Source organism: Pseudoalteromonas sp. MMG033 (assembly GCF_057197785.1).
The window spans coordinates 2,604,401-2,619,804 of the sequence record NZ_CM170070.1 but is presented as its reverse complement, the minus strand read 5'-3'; the positions used below and the strand labels follow the sequence as shown (position 1 = coordinate 2,619,804).

At 41.4% G+C, this 15,404-nt stretch carries 20 protein-coding genes; 6 read left to right on the top strand and 14 right to left on the bottom strand.

The genetic code is table 11. From position 1 onward, the window contains the following. The first annotated feature begins 40 nt into the window (after positions 1 to 40). On the top strand, positions 41 to 640 hold the full coding sequence (locus AC2CZC_RS11415) for a GNAT family N-acetyltransferase (protein WP_484581873.1): 600 nt from the start codon (positions 41 to 43) through the stop codon (positions 638 to 640). Here AC2CZC_RS11415 and AC2CZC_RS11410 read toward each other — a convergent pair. Genes AC2CZC_RS11410 through folB form a run of 3 tightly spaced genes read right to left on the bottom strand, consistent with a single transcriptional unit; the run spans position 625 to position 2,266 of the window. Further along, positions 625 to 1,428, bottom strand: coding sequence for an undecaprenyl-diphosphate phosphatase (locus tag AC2CZC_RS11410; protein ID WP_484581872.1), 804 nt, complete (start codon positions 1,426 to 1,428; stop codon positions 625 to 627). The genes AC2CZC_RS11415 and AC2CZC_RS11410 overlap by 16 nt on opposite strands. Positions 1,429 to 1,434: 6 nt before the next feature. Beyond that, entirely contained in the window at positions 1,435 to 1,914 is a 480-nt protein-coding gene (gene folK / locus AC2CZC_RS11405; RefSeq protein ID WP_484581871.1) for a 2-amino-4-hydroxy-6-hydroxymethyldihydropteridine diphosphokinase, read from the bottom strand. 1 nt (position 1,915) lies between these two features. After that, entirely contained in the window at positions 1,916 to 2,266 is a 351-nt protein-coding gene (gene folB / locus AC2CZC_RS11400; RefSeq protein WP_484581870.1) for a dihydroneopterin aldolase, read from the bottom strand. 105 nt (positions 2,267 to 2,371) lie between these two features. On the opposite strand from folB, the gene plsY reads away from it, so the two are divergent. After that, entirely contained in the window at positions 2,372 to 2,968 is a 597-nt protein-coding gene (gene plsY, locus AC2CZC_RS11395; protein WP_484581869.1) for a glycerol-3-phosphate 1-O-acyltransferase PlsY, read from the top strand. Here the strand turns inward: plsY and tsaD are convergent. The 3 genes from tsaD to AC2CZC_RS11380 are packed head-to-tail and all read right to left on the bottom strand — an operon-like array spanning position 2,965 to position 4,948. Next, entirely contained in the window at positions 2,965 to 3,981 is a 1,017-nt protein-coding gene (gene tsaD, locus AC2CZC_RS11390; protein ID WP_237135194.1) for a tRNA (adenosine(37)-N6)-threonylcarbamoyltransferase complex transferase subunit TsaD, read from the bottom strand. The two genes, plsY and tsaD, sit on opposite strands and share 4 nt — an antisense overlap. A gap of 24 nt (positions 3,982 to 4,005) precedes the next feature. Then, positions 4,006 to 4,605 carry a YjaG family protein gene (locus AC2CZC_RS11385; RefSeq protein ID WP_063360718.1) on the bottom strand — a complete coding sequence of 200 codons (600 nt, stop codon included), beginning with the start codon at positions 4,603 to 4,605 and terminating at the stop codon, positions 4,006 to 4,008. Further along, complete coding sequence (locus AC2CZC_RS11380) at positions 4,598 to 4,948, bottom strand: putative signal transducing protein (RefSeq protein WP_231098055.1); 351 nt, start codon at positions 4,946 to 4,948, stop codon at positions 4,598 to 4,600. The genes AC2CZC_RS11385 and AC2CZC_RS11380 overlap by 8 nt, the downstream gene beginning before the upstream one ends. Positions 4,949 to 4,983: 35 nt before the next feature. On the opposite strand from AC2CZC_RS11380, the gene AC2CZC_RS11375 reads away from it, so the two are divergent. The 3 genes from AC2CZC_RS11375 (at position 4,984) to AC2CZC_RS11365 (ending at position 7,985) form a co-directional block, all read left to right on the top strand. Then, the gene (locus AC2CZC_RS11375) at positions 4,984 to 5,382 is read left to right on the top strand and encodes a DUF2721 domain-containing protein (protein WP_484581868.1); all 399 of its coding nucleotides are present in this window, start codon (positions 4,984 to 4,986) and stop codon (positions 5,380 to 5,382) included. Positions 5,383 to 5,439: 57 nt separating this feature from the next. After that, positions 5,440 to 6,966 carry a DUF3369 domain-containing protein gene (locus AC2CZC_RS11370; RefSeq protein ID WP_484581867.1) on the top strand — a complete coding sequence of 509 codons (1,527 nt, stop codon included), beginning with the start codon at positions 5,440 to 5,442 and terminating at the stop codon, positions 6,964 to 6,966. A gap of 110 nt (positions 6,967 to 7,076) precedes the next feature. Next, positions 7,077 to 7,985 carry a LysR family transcriptional regulator gene (locus AC2CZC_RS11365; protein ID WP_284021874.1) on the top strand — a complete coding sequence of 303 codons (909 nt, stop codon included), beginning with the start codon at positions 7,077 to 7,079 and terminating at the stop codon, positions 7,983 to 7,985. A gap of 54 nt (positions 7,986 to 8,039) precedes the next feature. Here the strand turns inward: AC2CZC_RS11365 and ubiA are convergent, their stop codons facing one another. Together ubiA and AC2CZC_RS11355 are read right to left on the bottom strand one after the other, a co-directional pair. Then, positions 8,040 to 8,903 (bottom strand): 4-hydroxybenzoate octaprenyltransferase, encoded by an 864-nt coding sequence (ubiA, locus tag AC2CZC_RS11360; RefSeq protein ID WP_484581866.1) that lies wholly within the window; start codon positions 8,901 to 8,903, stop codon positions 8,040 to 8,042. Further along, complete coding sequence (locus AC2CZC_RS11355) at positions 8,904 to 9,437, bottom strand: chorismate--pyruvate lyase family protein (protein ID WP_484581865.1); 534 nt, start codon at positions 9,435 to 9,437, stop codon at positions 8,904 to 8,906. 155 nt (positions 9,438 to 9,592) lie between these two features. On the opposite strand from AC2CZC_RS11355, the gene AC2CZC_RS11350 reads away from it, so the two are divergent. Next, positions 9,593 to 9,988 (top strand): flagellar basal body-associated protein FliL, encoded by a 396-nt coding sequence (locus tag AC2CZC_RS11350; protein ID WP_063360724.1) that lies wholly within the window; start codon positions 9,593 to 9,595, stop codon positions 9,986 to 9,988. On the opposite strand, the gene glpG is transcribed toward AC2CZC_RS11350, so the two are convergent. From glpG to AC2CZC_RS11320, 6 genes are all read right to left on the bottom strand, one after another. Further along, a complete protein-coding gene (gene glpG, locus AC2CZC_RS11345; protein ID WP_484581864.1) occupies positions 9,966 to 10,790 on the bottom strand; it encodes a rhomboid family intramembrane serine protease GlpG in 825 nt (274 codons plus the stop codon). The two genes, AC2CZC_RS11350 and glpG, sit on opposite strands and share 23 nt — an antisense overlap. Continuing rightward, positions 10,787 to 11,104 carry a thiosulfate sulfurtransferase GlpE gene (gene glpE, locus AC2CZC_RS11340; protein WP_284021870.1) on the bottom strand — a complete coding sequence of 106 codons (318 nt, stop codon included), beginning with the start codon at positions 11,102 to 11,104 and terminating at the stop codon, positions 10,787 to 10,789. The genes glpG and glpE overlap by 4 nt, the downstream gene beginning before the upstream one ends. Positions 11,105 to 11,189: 85 nt before the next feature. Beyond that, complete coding sequence (tdh, locus tag AC2CZC_RS11335; RefSeq protein ID WP_484581863.1) at positions 11,190 to 12,218, bottom strand: L-threonine 3-dehydrogenase; 1,029 nt, start codon at positions 12,216 to 12,218, stop codon at positions 11,190 to 11,192. Between the two features lie 42 nt (positions 12,219 to 12,260). Continuing rightward, complete coding sequence (locus AC2CZC_RS11330; protein ID WP_063360728.1) at positions 12,261 to 13,457, bottom strand: glycine C-acetyltransferase; 1,197 nt, start codon at positions 13,455 to 13,457, stop codon at positions 12,261 to 12,263. 308 nt (positions 13,458 to 13,765) lie between these two features. Continuing rightward, positions 13,766 to 14,314 (bottom strand): D-glycero-beta-D-manno-heptose 1,7-bisphosphate 7-phosphatase, encoded by a 549-nt coding sequence (gene gmhB / locus AC2CZC_RS11325; RefSeq protein WP_484581862.1) that lies wholly within the window; start codon positions 14,312 to 14,314, stop codon positions 13,766 to 13,768. Continuing rightward, on the bottom strand, positions 14,311 to 15,354 hold the full coding sequence (locus AC2CZC_RS11320) for a glycosyltransferase family 9 protein (RefSeq protein ID WP_484581861.1): 1,044 nt from the start codon (positions 15,352 to 15,354) through the stop codon (positions 14,311 to 14,313). The genes gmhB and AC2CZC_RS11320 overlap by 4 nt, the downstream gene beginning before the upstream one ends. Positions 15,355 to 15,404 lie beyond the last annotated feature (50 nt).

The following is a 15,404-nucleotide window of genomic DNA, read 5'->3' as shown; positions in this document are numbered from 1 at the left end:
ATTGTACCAAGTCTAATAATAAAAGGATAAAGCTATTATAATGAAAGTTAATCAGACAAATCGACTCAAGTACAGACTACTCACTCCAGACGATGCCCACCTGCTCTTTCAATTAGATCAAAATCCTGATGTGATGCAGTTTATAAATGGTGGCAAGATCACAAGTCAAGAAGACATAGATTCAATATTTATACCTCGACTCAAACAATTCTCTAACCCAACGAGTGGATGGGGATTATGGGGCTGCTTTTTACAGCAAAGCAACGACTTTATCGGCTGGATCCTCGTGCGCCCTATGGACTTTTTTACAGAAAAAAGAGACGACACCAATTTAGAAATCGGCTGGAGATTTATGCAATCAAGCTGGGGAAACGGCTATGCGACAGAAGCAGCTAAGCAGATTGCTGATGCCATAGCCGAACATAAAGTCGCCAAAAAGCTCACAGCCTTAGCTCGCCCAGACAATCAAGGTTCAATTAATATCATGAAAAAAATTGGTTTAGAATACCGCACCAAGGCTATACACACAGGGCCTTTAGGCAGTGCCGAAGTGATTATTTACGATAAAAGCTTTGATTGTGATAGCAGAATAAAACAATGGGGCTCATATCGCCCCATATACAATTACATAGATAAATAGATGACTAAGAAAGCGCCTAGTGCGAGTCGATAAATCACAAATGGTAGCATGCCCATTTTCTCAATAACCTTTAAGAAAAAGTGAATACATGCATAAGCCGCGAAGAATGACAACACTGCACCCGTAGCAATATCTGCAATATTAAACTCATCTCCTTCAGAAATAAGCTTATAAGTTAGATAGCTGCCAGCAGCGGCAATGACTGGAATTGACATTAAAAATGAAAATCGCGCTGCACTTTGTTTGTTCAGACCCATCAATAAGCCTATTGTCATCGTGATCCCTGAACGAGACGTACCAGGCAGTAGCATTGCAATTACCTGAGACAGGCCAATGCATAACGCCATCAACCAGTTGATCTGGTAAATCGTTTTTATTTGTTTCGCCGTTTTATCTGCATACCAAAGTAATAAACCGAAACCAATGGTCGTCCCAGCAATGATCCAGGCGTTTCTTGAGTACTCTTCCACCAAGTCTTTGGCAAAATAACCAATCACCAACGAAGGTAAAGTGGCCAGCAAAATAAACCAACCTAATTTGCTATCATCAGTTGTCCCCTGACTGCCAAAGGACTTAAACCAAGCGACTAAGATTTCACTTACCTCTTTACGAAAATAAATAATCACTGCAAAAAGGGTACCCACGTGAACCGCAACGTCAAATGCTAAGCCTTGATCTTGCCAGCCAAAAACCTGTGAAGGTAATATTAAGTGAGCAGAGCTCGAAATTGGTAAAAACTCAGTTAAGCCTTGAATTAAGGCCAGAACGATAATTTCAATTAAACTCATTGTAAATTAGAACTCCACTTTCCATAGTTTTTGACTAGGGTTATGATAATTTTCCCAAATAGATGAAATAGTTTCACCTGTGGTTGGGAGCGTAATGTGACCACCGACTTCAGACAAAGGTAATAGCACAAAAGCGTTTTTTGTGATCTCGTCTCGAGGTAATTGAGCAGGTTGTTCACAGATCAAATCGTCATAAAGCAACAAATCAAGATCTAAAGTGCGGGGGCTAAACTTTTTATCGCCTTGCGTGCGACCGTTATCACGCTCAATCTTTTTGAGTAAGTGACAAACTTCATCTACTGACATGTGCGTATTAGCAGCAAATACCGAATTGAAAAAATTTCGCCCATTAAAGCCCACCGGCTCGCTCTCATAAACATTTGAATGCTTATAATCTGGGAAGTGGTCAATTAACGCCGTCAACCCGTTTTTAAAATGCCGCTCCCGATCTACATTGGAACCAATACTGATATAAATCTCTGACATGCTATTTTTTCCGATATATTTCAATGCCAACGGTAGCTGCTTGTGCGACTGCTGCTGGTTTACTGACTTTAATTCGAACATCACTGACAGCAAATTCAGTCAAAATCATCTTAGCCAATTTTTCTAACAAGGTTTCCAATAGCTCTACTTGAATTGATTCAGATAAATCAATCACTCGCTCACTAACTTTTGCGTAATCTACGGTAAGATTTATATCGTCAGTTTGCGCTGCTGGGGTAATATCTGTAGACATTTCAATATCAAAATAAAGGCTTTGTTTACTTTCTTTCTCAAAGTCGTAAACTCCTATTATGGTCTCGACGTGTAATTGCGAGATATAGACCTTGTCCATGTATACTCCTAGCATGACTAAAACGGGGTCGGCGAATAATATTAGGCCGTGTAAAAAGAATCGCGATCATAGCCCAAAACAGAGCAATAAAAAATAAGGAAGCTTGTGTTAGTCATTTTAATGTGTATTTGTGCTTATTTATTTGGTTCGATTTCCTCAGCAATTTTAATATCAAGGCTGTTTTCTTTGCCTGATCCCCGCTTTTCAGGTTCGAATAATCCGGGCGCAACCAATGTATTGCGTATTGGTGGAAAACTGCCGGCGGCCTTGGTACTTATTTTTGATGTTTTAAAAGGCACGATCCCAGTTTGGGGCGCTTATTTCTTAAATATAGAACCGATTTGGTTAGGTGCAGTCGCTGTATGTGCTTGTCTTGGCCATATTTACCCCGTTTTCTTCCACTTTAACGGTGGGAAAGCGGTCGCCACCGCGTTTGGGGCTTTATTGCCCATTGGCTTACCTTTGGCAGGCATGTTGGTAGTGACATGGTTGCTTGTACTTTGGGCTTTTCGTTTTTCCTCACTTGCAGCCATCGTGACCGTCACCGCAGCACCGCTTTATACTTGGATTATCAAGCCACAATACACGCTCCCAGTTGGCTTTTTAACGCTGCTAATTATTTTCCGTCACAGAGCAAACATCACTAGGCTCCTCCAAGGAAAGGAGCCTAAAGTCGGGAAGAAAAACACTGAAAAAGATTAAGAAATCGCAGGAAGACTATCTAATGGCCAGCGAGGTTGGGTTTTCATATCAAGCGGTGCTGTATGACCCGCTTTTAAACGCTGCATACCAGCAAACGCAATCATAGCCCCGTTATCTGTACAAAATTCAGTACGAGGATAGTAAACACGCCCTTTCATACCTTGCATCATACGCTCAAGCTTTGTTCTCAGTTCAACATTAGCACTCACCCCACCAGCGATGACAAGGCGTTTTATGCCTGTTTGCTTTAATGCGCGTTTACACTTAATTGCTAATGTATCAATGACAGCGGTTTGAAACGCATGCGCAATGTCAGCTTTAGTCTGTGTGTCATCACCCTCATTCTTTATCGTGTTCGCTGCGGCGGTTTTAAGGCCACTAAAGCTAAAATCCAACCCGGGTCTGTCTGTCATTGGCCTAGGGAATACGAAACGTTCAGGCACGCCCTGTGTCGCTAGTTTCGCAAGTAATGGGCCGCCAGGGTAATCCAAACCCAATAACTTGGCAGTTTTATCAAATGCTTCACCTGCAGCATCATCCACAGACTCACCTAATATCTCATATTCGCCAATACCAGCCACTTTGACCATCATAGTATGGCCACCAGAAACAAGCAGTGCCACGAAGGGAAACTCGGGTTTGTCATCTTCTAACATGGGTGCAAGTAAATGCCCTTCCATATGATGTACAGCAACTGCAGGAATGTTCCAGCCAAATGCCAGCGAACGCCCGATAGAAGTCCCGACCAGCAATGCCCCGACCAAACCTGGGCCCGCCGTATAGGCAATACCATCTAAAGACTCAGGGCCACAGCCAGCCTGCTCAAAAGCGGCTTCAATCAGTGGAATAGTTTTACGTACATGATCCCGAGACGCAAGCTCCGGAACGACGCCACCATAATCGGCATGCACTTTAACTTGACTGTAGAGCTGATGAGCAAGCAACCCTTGTTCATCATCATAAATAGCGATGCCAGTTTCATCACAGGAAGATTCAATACCTAAAATACGCAATCTTATTCTCCACTACACTTTTTACTACACATTCTCGATGGCCAAGCCAATGTTAGTTTGACCATCAATTATCGCTTGCGCTTTTAACTGCTTAACGCTCTCAGAAGAAATGCGCCCCATATTTTCAACAAAATCTATTAGTTCGCCCAATACTTCAATTTCATATTGCATCAATGGGTGCTCACGAACCTGTTTATTGTCTGGAATAACATCTTCTTGGGCGAATAGAAACTCGATATATCGCGCTACAGTGGCCTGCGATATTTTTGCGACATTGACGAATTCTACGTCATCTTTGGTCATGATCCCTTGGATAAAACCCAACAATGCAGTTGCGACATCTATCGCAGGGTATGTACCAAACATATCAAAGTCAGATAATTCAGGGACATTAGGCTCGATTTTCTCAATTTGCTTTTCTAAGCTGATTTTACTTTTTGGTAATAGCAGCTTTTCCCAGCATAAATTCAATGCACTTCTAAAAACTTGCTCGTCACCAAATCCAGTTGCTTCACTAAATAATCCATAGTTTGGTGTCATTCTTTCCAAAATAGCCGCCGCAAGTACCGCTTTTTGTAAATAGTTCAGTTCACGAATGCGCTGAAAGTTGTTTGCTTTACTCATACTCTCTTCCACAATGCCAACAATACTCGAAAGCTGAGCCATTGAGCTCATTGCAATGCTGACATTGCCAATCTAATTTCGATTTTTTCTGGTGGTAGTTTACCAATATTTCTTCTCCAAGGGGCAACTTTATCGCAGGCACAAAGATCTTAATGGTATTATCAGCAAACGGAAGCTCTCCAAGGGTAGATGATAACGCCTCCCCTTGCATAGTCGTCTTGATGCGAGCTTGATGCAATAGACCATTCACAAGGTGGGCTTCGATCATATTATCAGTGCTGAATACGCAGCACCATTTATCTAAATCATTAACCATCGCACTCAATGTTAATTTTGCTATCATAAACAATATTGTAGTGTGTAAATTGGAAGAGCTCTATGACGCTTACCACCCCAGGGTTATTATTCCCCGCAATTTCGTTGCTATTATTGGCTTACACGAATCGTTTTTTAGTACTTGCTCAGTTAATCCGAGAGCTCAACGCACGTGAAGGGGATACTTTGCGCCCACTTGTTGTTCAGCAAATCAATAACTTAAAAAAACGCATTAAATTGATCCGTTTAATGCAAGTCTGGGGTGTCTTTTCATTTATTCTCTGCACACTCTCCATGTTTGCGCTGTTTATCGACATTGGTTTACTCGGCATAGTGCTGTTTGGCGCCAGCCTTTGCTGTCTAGTTGCTTCTCTTATGCTCTCACTTTACGAAATCCATATTTCGTGTGATGCAATAGAAATTGAACTCAATAATATCGAAAAAAAGCCGATGCAAGAGTAAGCAACTCGTTTTGACCTTACTATACTGAGATTATCAATAGTTAAAGGTAGGTCATGTGTGAGCGGTTTTCTTTTTTCAAATGAGCAATTAAGAGAAGAAGCATCACAACCTGAAGAGCGTGCTTTTTGGGATGTGTTAGTCGTTGATGACGAGGAGGACATTCACCAAGTCACCAAATTGGTTCTTTCTGATTTTAAATTTGAGGATAAAGCATTACGCTTTCATCACGCTTATTCGGCTAAACAAGCCATGGAAATTTTAGAGACCCAAGATTGCATATCTGTTGGACTGATTGACGTTGTCATGGAGAGCAACCATGCAGGTCTCGACCTCATTAAGTTCATCCGCAATGAAATGGCTAACCATGACATCAGGTTAATTCTTCGAACAGGTCAACCTGGAGAAGCCCCTGAAGAATCTGTGATCCGCGATTACGATATTAATGATTATAAAAATAAAACAGAGCTCACCGCAGTAAAACTGAAAACGCTCCTCTACTCTGCACTTCGCTCGCACCGAGACATTCAAACCATCGAGCTGCACAAAAAAGGCCTAGAGAGGATCATTGCTGCATCGTCTAGCTTTTTAGAATGTGACAATGTGCAAGATTTTGCATCAACTATTTTAGAGCATGTTGCACAAGTCTTAGGGCTATCTGATTCAGAAATTTATTGTGCTGCAGCAACCAATAAACAAACAGACTCTGGCTCTCAATTCAAACTATTAGCTGCTTCAGGAGAAGGCATAGAACCCAGCTCAGATAAAATTCCAAATAACGTTAAAAACTTATTCATCGAAACACATAACAGAAAGACTTCTTGCAAGTCTTGCAATGAATATGTCGGCTATTTCACCTCTAAAGGTGGGCTAGAGACCATGTTATACGTAAGTAAAGAAAGCTCGCTACGTAGCACCGATTGTCAGCTCCTTGAATTTTTTGCAAACAACATTGCACTGGCGCACGACAATATAAAATTGCGTGAAACCGTTAAAGAGTCACAACGTGAACTGTCTTATATTCTAGGTGAAGCAGTAGAAAAACGCTCAAAAGAAACCGGTTCACATGTTAAACGTGTCGCGATGTACAGTAAGTTACTCGCTGAATTATCAGGCATCAATAGTTACCAAGCCGAAATAATCAAAATGGCATCCCCCTTACATGATATTGGAAAGATTGGTATTCCCGATGTGATATTAAATAAACCTGCAAAACTGACCAGTGATGAATGGGAAATAATGCAAACACATGCTCAGCTAGGTTACGATATCTTGAAAAAATCAACGAATGAAATATTGCAATGCGGCGCAACAATTGCTCATCAGCATCACGAAAAATGGGATGGTTCAGGTTACCCTCAAGGCTTGAAAGGCGAAGACATTGATATTGTTGGAAGAATTACTGCAATAGCTGATGTTTTCGACGCATTAGGCAGCAAACGTTGCTATAAATCGGCATGGTCCCTAGAAAAAGTACTTGAAGAGATAAAATCTCAAAAATCCAAGCAATTTGATCCCAAATTAGTTGATTTATTTATAAATAATCTGGAACAATTCATTTTAATCAGGGATACCTATCCCGACTAAAACTTTGTAAGCGAAATGTAAAAAATTCACTTGGATGTTTCCTGAAACTGTATTAGTATTAGGAAATCAACGTCATGATTGCATTTTTGTTGAAATAAAAGGAATTTCAAATGAGATTTGAACAACTTGAGCAATTCGTTGCTCTAGGCAACCTTCGTCACTTTAGACAAGCTGCCGAACAAACCCAGATAAGTACATCAGCTTTAACGAGAAGTATACAGACTCTGGAAGATGAAATTGGGTGTGAACTGGTAAAACGCTCTACACGCTCAGTAAAACTAACCGAGCAAGGTGAGCTATTTCTCAATTACTGTAAAGCAACCCTAAGTGAACTGGACGTCACAAAAAATACCATTAAACAAAGCCTATTTGGCAGAGATCAACAAAAGTTGGTCGTTGGATATACCGCGAAAGCAAGCGAAATTGTTCCTATGTCATGTGGCCGATTCTTAGCTGACTCTCCTAATGTCAAAATTGAGATGCAGCTATTAGATGAACATGAGTTAACCAGAAAGCTTCAGTTAGGTGAAGTGGATATCAGTGTTTATTTATCATCAGCAACAAGCCTTATCAGTGATATTCATTTGCCGGATCAGCTGATTTTATTTGTATCCAAGCAGCACCCTCTTGCCCAACAAGAGTGTATCCGTAGAGGAGAATTATCTCAGTACCCAATGTACAGCTGCTTCTCGCAGTCAAAGCAAGTGCAGAGCATGTTAAACGAGTCTGTAGAAGGTCTAAACAAATCAACAAGTGTGAAGATAGGTAATATCACTCAAGTTATTGATGGACTTAAAAACAGCCAAAGTTTTGCTATTGCAAGCATTGAGCATTCAAAAACAATTGCACAAGACCCTGAGCTAGTTCTTTTGAAGACCAACAAAGACAACAGTCATGAGCAATTAGTTATTAATACCAACCACCAACTTAGTGGGAACAGCCATGTAAACAGCCTACTTCAATTGATTGAAAAAACAGCCGCTCAATTGCAAGTAAATGGTGCGCCGGTGCATTCTTAATTCCTTTTATACTTGACGCACTAAGCCCACACTTTAAATGGTGTGGGCAAAAATCTAACCTAAAAGCACGCCAATGAATATTGTCAAGCCTACATAATTGTTATTTAAAAAAGCTTTGAAGCATGCGTCTCTATCACGCTCTACAATCTCTCGTTGTAAATACACTAACATCATAGTGGCAATAATTATTGCAGCCCAATACCAAGTGCCTAACATGAAATGAACACCCACTATAAACATGCACAATAAAAAGCATATATTTAATAAGGCAATAATGTGTCTATCCCATTTGCCAAATAATATCGCGGTCGATTTAACCCCAATCTTAATGTCATCATCCCTATCTACCATTGCATACATAGTGTCATACGCAACGGTCCACAGTACATTGGCGACAAATAATAACCATGCCACAAGCGGGACTTCACCTGTTGCAGCCATAAATGACATAGGGATACCCCAGCTAAATGCAGCCCCTAAAACTACCTGAGGTAAATGTGTATATCGCTTCATAAATGGGTATAAAGCGGCGAGTACGACTCCACCGACTGACAAGACGATTGTTTGCCAATTTAAAGTCAGCACCAGTAGGAATGAAATTAAGACAAGTAAGAAAAAGAGCGTCAGCGCTTCTCGTTCTGATACAGCTCCACGGGCTAGCGGGCGCATTGCTGTTCTTTTTACTGAGCCATCTACTTTTCTATCAGCATAATCGTTAATTACACAACCAGCACTGCGCATCATAAAAGTGCCTACGCCAAAAACTACAATATGTAAAAGGCTTGGCATGCCTCCAGATGCTAACCATAAGCTCCACATAGTAGGCCACAACAATAAGAATGTCCCAATCGGCTTATCCGTTCGCATCAATTGTTTATATTCGGCAACATTGGCATATTGCAACGAGGCTACTTTCATTTAATTAATCTCATTATTAAAAATTTCACATACCAAGACTTTAGCAGAGCCTTTGGTAAATATACTTCGTCTAGCAAAGATAGGGCTATGCTGTGCGCCGAGTAATGTACATAATTGCATGTGAGAGTGTGTATCATCAACATAGCTTACTTCTAGCTCTCCTCTATGCCAAAGCGACTGTTGAAATAACTTTTCTCCAAGTGGTTTATCACCAAGATTCATCAATCCTTGCTCATTTGCATTCAACAAAATCCAACTTTGCGCATAAACATGGGGCAAATCATCGCAATAGAGTAACACCTGCCGACATACTGCTTGCTCAACCTCGCTTTCGAGTGCCTTGGCAATATCTGGCGGTAACATCAGATGCTGTTCATCGAGAACTTTTACTTTAAAGCTGTCACTCTGGCTTTTTAACAATGCCGTTAAGGAACCTTGCTCAATCAAGCGTTCATATATTTTTGAAGGTGCTTTGGCGACAACCTCGTCGCAGCTCCCCCATTTAAAATCTAGAGAAATAGGATGTTTTAACAATGCAATAATTCAATAAAGACCAAACCGCTGCCATGATAGCAAAGCTTAGCAATGCAAAAAAGTTCGTGATTATCTAAATGCTGGCTGTTCATGCTTTAAGTTTAAGTATAAACTAACCATATTGTTGATATTTAGTTACGTATTTTCAGACGATTATGGTTCGCACTCTTTTATTATTTATGGCGTTAACGGTCAGTGTTGCAAGCTTTAAGCTTAAAGCAGAATCAAATGTTGGCTATTACGGTTTTGAGCCAGATATCATTACGAACTATATCGGCCAATCAAATAAAAAACTCGGTTACGTGCGCGTTACTATTGACTTGATGCTGGATGATATTGCTAATATTGCTGTAGTCGAACACCACACCCCATTGCTAAGAGATGCAATCGTTCAAATATTAAGCAAAGAACCAGAAGAAACGATAAAGTCTCTTACTGGTCGAGAAGAGATTAGAAAGCGCTGCGCAGAAAAGTTGAAAACATTGCTCAAAGATGAAACTGGACAAGAAATTATCCGAGAAGTTTTATTTACGAAGTACCTTTACCACTAGTTTGATATATCATCGCAGCTAGGCTCATTCCTGTTAGTAGTCCAACTAAGTGGGCCCAATTTGCCATGCTGATAAATAGCACATCAGTAAATCCTAAAATCATCCACACCAACATAAAGCCGATCATGGGTTTAGACAAAATAACCTGCTCATCTTTATTAAGGTATGAGTAGATCCAGCAAAACCCCATCTGTGCGTAAACAACTCCGCTCAAACCGCCAAAGTTCTCATCAACAAGTAAAAACTGCGCCCAATTGCTCAATAATGCACTGACCGTGAAAAGAGAGAGCAAAATTATAAAACCTGCTCGGTTGACGATTTGGTTACCCAAAAAAACCCACCAGCTTAAGTTAAACAATAAATGTACCGCACCAAAGTGCATAAAAGCAGGAGTTAGCCAGCTCCAAGGGTGGTTTATATCAAATTTAAGCGCTTCGAATACAGCCGACGGCGTGAAGTAATAAAAACTGATGTAGACAAGTAAAACGAAGATTGTGACAGCCTGTACGAGCCAGTTTAGACGCACAAAACGCTGAAATAGATTTAGCTGTGTGCCTTGATATTTTAATACCCCGTCTGTCTCGCCCACTTGCCAAGAGGCATTGCTATACTTTTCATGATAAGGGTTATCTAGAAACTCTTGCCAAATCGCTTGAGCGGTCAGCAAATCCTGCTCTTGTACCCACACTGACACAGTTCTTCCATCTTCACTGTGTAACTTACTTTCTACCCCAAGTGTTCTTAGGTAATCAACGGCTCCTTGAACCGCTCTAGGGTCTGAAAAGGAGCCAAGTAATTTCATTTTTCTACATGTTCCGGAAGTGTTTGCTCCCATTGAGTAAAGCCACCATCCATACTGTAAACGTCTTCAAAGCCTTGCTCGACTAAATAGTTTGCAGCATTTTGAGAGCTGATCCCATGGTAACAAACAATAATGATCGGCTGCTCAAACTCTTTTTCCTGCATAAAATGCGCTAAGTTTTCATTCGAAAGATGCTCCGAACCAGGAATGTGCCCCGCGGCAAACGAGTTAGGGTCGCGGATATCTGCAACAACCACGTTATCTTGTGCGATTAATGCTTGTGTTTGTTCAATACTAATATGTTTAAAAGCCATATCTCTCTCATTAAAAAAGCGGCTCAATTAATACAATACCTTATACAAAGGAAAGTACAATTTAAAGCCGCCTGTTGGACTTAAATTACTTTGTCCAGTCTAGAATCACTTTACCAGACTGACCTGAGATCATTGTATCAAAGCCCTTCTGAAAATCATCCACATTAAATTCATGGGTAATGATAGGTTCTAGGTTCAAACCAGACTGAATCAAACTTGCCATCTTGTACCAAGTCTCGAACATTTCACGTCCGTAAATACCTTTGATAACTAAGCCTTTGAAAATGACTTGGTTCCAATCAACCGCCATATCACTTGGTGGAATACCCAGCATCGCAATTTTACCGCCATGATTCATGTTGTTCAGCATGCTATTAAACGCAACCGGTACACCAGACATTTCTAAGCCTACATCGAAGCCTTCTGTCATGCCTAATTCTTCCATCACATCTTCAAGGCTTTCGCTTGCCACGTTGACCGCCTTAGTGGCACCCATTTTACGTGCAAGATCTAGTCGATATTCATTCACATCAGTGATAACAACATGGCGCGCACCGACATGTTTAGCAACCGCTGCTGCCATAATACCAATTGGGCCTGCGCCAGTGATTAATACATCTTCACCCACTAAATCAAATGATAAAGCAGTATGTACAGCATTACCAAATGGGTCAAAGATCGATGCTAACTCATCTGAAATATTATCTGGTATTTTAAATGCGTTATAAGCTGGGATAACTAAGTATTCAGCGAATGAGCCTTCTCGATTAACACCCACACCAATGGTATTACGACATAAGTGTACTCGACCTGCTCGGCAGTTTCGACAATGTCCGCATGTAATATGGCCTTCACCAGAAACACGGTCGCCAACAGAAAAGCCTCGTACCTCTTGGCCCATATCGACGATTTCACCCACATACTCATGGCCAACGACCATAGGTGTTGGGATCGTATTTTGAGACCACTCATCCCACTTATAAATATGGACATCGGTGCCACAAATTGCCGTTTTACGGATCTTGATCAGTAAGTCGTTGTGCCCCATTGCAGGTTTGGGCACATCGGTCATCCAGATCCCTTCTTCAGCTTTCAACTTGGATAATGCTTTCATAATATTCACTCGTTAGAAAGTAGGTGCATTAGCACCTAGCAATTAAATCACACCTAAATCTTTACCAATGCGGATAAACGCTGTAATCGCTTTGTCCAATTGTTCTTTAGTGTGCGCAGCTGAAATTTGCGTACGAATACGAGCTTGACCTTTTGGCACCACAGGGAAAGAGAAACCAATCACGTAAATACCTTCAGCTAGCAATCTGTCTGACATTTCAGCTGCTACTTTAGCATCACCAAGCATAACTGGAATGATTGCATGATCTTTACCTGCACATGTAAAGCCAGCCGCTTCCATCTCGTTACGGAAGTATGCTGCGTTTTCCCATAGCTGGTCACGTAATGCTTTGCCGTCTTTAAGCATATCAAGCACTTTGATAGATGCTGTCACGATAGATGGCGCTAACGAGTTAGAGAACAAATATGGACGAGAGCGCTGACGTAACCACTCTACAATCTCTTTTTTACCTGATGTGTAACCACCGGATGCGCCACCTAGTGCTTTACCTAGGGTACCTGTGATAATGTCAACTCTGTCCATAACGCCACAGTACTCAGCCGTGCCTGCGCCATTTTCACCAACAAAACCAACTGCATGTGAATCATCTACCATAACAAGTGCGTCGTACTTATCCGCAAGATCGCACACTGCGGCTAAGTTACAGATAACACCATCCATTGAGAAAACACCATCAGTTGCTATCAACTTAGTTTTAGCACCCGCTTCTGTCGCTGCAATCAGCTGCTTCTCTAAATCAGCCATGTCATTGTTTGCATAACGGAAGCGTTTAGCTTTACACAGACGCACACCATCGATAATAGATGCGTGGTTCAAAGAGTCTGAAATAATTGCATCTTCTGGGCCAAGGATCGTTTCAAATAAGCCCGCGTTAGCATCAAAGCATGACGAGTATAAAATCGTATCTTCAGTTTTCAAAAACTCACTGATTTTTTCTTCTAACGTCTTGTGAATATCTTGAGTACCACAAATAAAGCGTACAGATGCAACGCCAAAACCATGATCAGATAAGCCGCTTTGCGCTGCCGCAATCAAATCTGGATGGTTAGCCAAGCCTAGGTAGTTGTTCGCACAAAAGTTAATAACGCTCTCACCTGTTGATACAGCGATTTCTGCTTGCTGTTGTGATGTAATAATGCGTTCTTTTTTATATAAGCCTTCAGCTTTCACTTCTTCTATTTGTTGTTGAAGTTGGCTGTAAAATGCCGCTGATCTCATGTAGAGTCTCCATTGGTTGCACGGAGTGTGTACGCCTAATTTTATTTCTGAGGTGACACACGACTATGATGCCTCGAATACTGCATGGTTTATTTAATTCAATGCAATGTTTTTTCGATTCAATAGACGATGAAACTCAGGTTAAATCAATTAAAAGGGTACACACCAAATGAAAAGTCATACTCAAGCCAATTACCCACTTGTTGTATGAATGAGTTAAATTACTTGAGTATATTTTAAAAGGTTCGCAAGCTAAATGCACGGATTGTGATTATCTTGTTTTATGTGAGCGTAAAGCTAAATGGGCGTTAACCCAATTTTTGGGGCAGCTGTGCCAAAGAGTCGCAAACAAAATCTGCCAATGACTCATCCTCAGCGGTGAACTCTTGCCCTGAACGCACCAATATTTTGGTTGTCACATCTGCTGCAGTGGCAGCTTTCATATCTGAAGCTTTATCTCCAACCATGATACTTGTTTTAGGATCGATATCATGCTCTTCGATCGCTTGTAATAACATACCTGGTTTTGGCTTTCGGCAATCGCAATCGCGCAAATACTGCGGTAGTGCTTTTTTGGGGTGATGTGGGCAAAAATAAACGCCCGCGATATCAATACCGTGCTTGTTAAACTGCTCACACATCCACTGTGTCAAACGCTGGAACTGAGCTTCATCGTAATATCCGCGACCAATACCAGATTGATTCGTCACCACGATAAGTTTATAGCCTAACCCTGTAAAATATTGACACGCTTCAAACACACCATCGATAAACTCGAAGTCTTCAATGGCATGAACATAAGCATGATCATGATTGATCACACCATCTCTATCTAAGAATACTGCTTTAGATTTCATAATTTCTCTTGCTGAACGACTTTGTCAAACATCGATGTCACATCATCAACACTAATTTGTGCCATTAAGTCCGCACCTTTTACACGAGTGCCCCACGGTAATTCACTAGCCGACTTGCCTTTTTGTTGGAGTAAATTTTGATGATACACCTCAACAACATATTGCTGATATAAGTATGGCCCTGTTCGCTTTGGATTGGAATGTGCGTATAGGCCAATAACGGGCGTACCCACCGTCACTGCCATATGGGCAGGCCCTGTATCAGGTGCAAGTACTAACTTTGCTTGTTTAAGCACACATAAAAGGGTTTTCAACCCCGTTTGACCCACGAGATTTAAAACCTGGCATTTTGCATGCTCAATAATGGCTTGACTTAGACTAACTTCTAACTCAGTTGGGCCTCCGGTTATTACAACCTGAAAGCCTTGCGCGGTGGCATAATCTGCAAGCGCTGCATAACGCTCTGGCAACCAGTTTCGCTCTTTTTTACTCGCAGCAGGTGAAATGACAAACACACGCTCAAGACCGTGCAAAAGCGCTTTTGCCTGTTCCTCATCTTCTGCTGTATAGGGCATACTCCAAGTCGGGTCTTGAGACTGTGCGCCAATTGCCTGAGCGAAATGATGAAAACCTTCTAGGACATGCGGCTCGGTTTGACCCGTGATACGTTGATTGACGACTAACGAGTGCAACTCTTTTGAGCGCGCGCTATCAAAACCAATTTTCACTTTTGCAGGAATACACAGCGTAGCCACATTTGAACGGAACGCAACCTGCATGTGCAGCAGCACATCAAATTTTGTGCCTTTAAAATGCGCTCTTAAATCCTTAAAAGCCGCTTTGCCGCGTTTTTTATCAAACACCACAAGCTCAACACCTGGTAAATCGGCCAATAACATCGCCTCTACTTTACCTATTACCCAAGTTATTTTCGCTTGAGGATGTGCGCGTTGAATCGCTTGTACTGCTGACACTGCATGACATACATCGCCAATAGCTGATAGTCGAAGCACGCAAATAGAAGAAATTGTTTTTGACACTCGCCTTACCCAATCAGTTTAAGAACGCACGATCTTAAATTAATCGTCTC

What these genes read in the sequence shown, in the direction of transcription:
- AC2CZC_RS11415 (WP_484581873.1), top strand. Translation starts at nt 41, where the DNA reads ATGAAAGTTAATCAGACAAATCGACTCAAGTACAGACTACTCACTCCA.
- AC2CZC_RS11410 (WP_484581872.1), bottom strand. Translation starts at nt 1,428, where the DNA reads ATGAGTTTAATTGAAATTATCGTTCTGGCCTTAATTCAAGGCTTAACT.
- folK (WP_484581871.1), bottom strand. Translation starts at nt 1,914, where the DNA reads ATGTCAGAGATTTATATCAGTATTGGTTCCAATGTAGATCGGGAGCGG.
- folB (WP_484581870.1), bottom strand. Translation starts at nt 2,266, where the DNA reads ATGGACAAGGTCTATATCTCGCAATTACACGTCGAGACCATAATAGGA.
- AC2CZC_RS11385 (WP_063360718.1), bottom strand. Translation starts at nt 4,605, where the DNA reads ATGAGTAAAGCAAACAACTTTCAGCGCATTCGTGAACTGAACTATTTA.
- AC2CZC_RS11380 (WP_231098055.1), bottom strand. Translation starts at nt 4,948, where the DNA reads ATGATAGCAAAATTAACATTGAGTGCGATGGTTAATGATTTAGATAAA.
- AC2CZC_RS11375 (WP_484581868.1), top strand. Translation starts at nt 4,984, where the DNA reads ATGACGCTTACCACCCCAGGGTTATTATTCCCCGCAATTTCGTTGCTA.
- AC2CZC_RS11365 (WP_284021874.1), top strand. Translation starts at nt 7,077, where the DNA reads ATGAGATTTGAACAACTTGAGCAATTCGTTGCTCTAGGCAACCTTCGT.
- ubiA (WP_484581866.1), bottom strand. Translation starts at nt 8,903, where the DNA reads ATGAAAGTAGCCTCGTTGCAATATGCCAATGTTGCCGAATATAAACAA.
- AC2CZC_RS11350 (WP_063360724.1), top strand. Translation starts at nt 9,593, where the DNA reads ATGGTTCGCACTCTTTTATTATTTATGGCGTTAACGGTCAGTGTTGCA.
- glpG (WP_484581864.1), bottom strand. Translation starts at nt 10,790, where the DNA reads ATGAAATTACTTGGCTCCTTTTCAGACCCTAGAGCGGTTCAAGGAGCC.
- glpE (WP_284021870.1), bottom strand. Translation starts at nt 11,104, where the DNA reads ATGGCTTTTAAACATATTAGTATTGAACAAACACAAGCATTAATCGCA.
- tdh (WP_484581863.1), bottom strand. Translation starts at nt 12,218, where the DNA reads ATGAAAGCATTATCCAAGTTGAAAGCTGAAGAAGGGATCTGGATGACC.
- AC2CZC_RS11330 (WP_063360728.1), bottom strand. Translation starts at nt 13,457, where the DNA reads ATGAGATCAGCGGCATTTTACAGCCAACTTCAACAACAAATAGAAGAA.
- gmhB (WP_484581862.1), bottom strand. Translation starts at nt 14,314, where the DNA reads ATGAAATCTAAAGCAGTATTCTTAGATAGAGATGGTGTGATCAATCAT.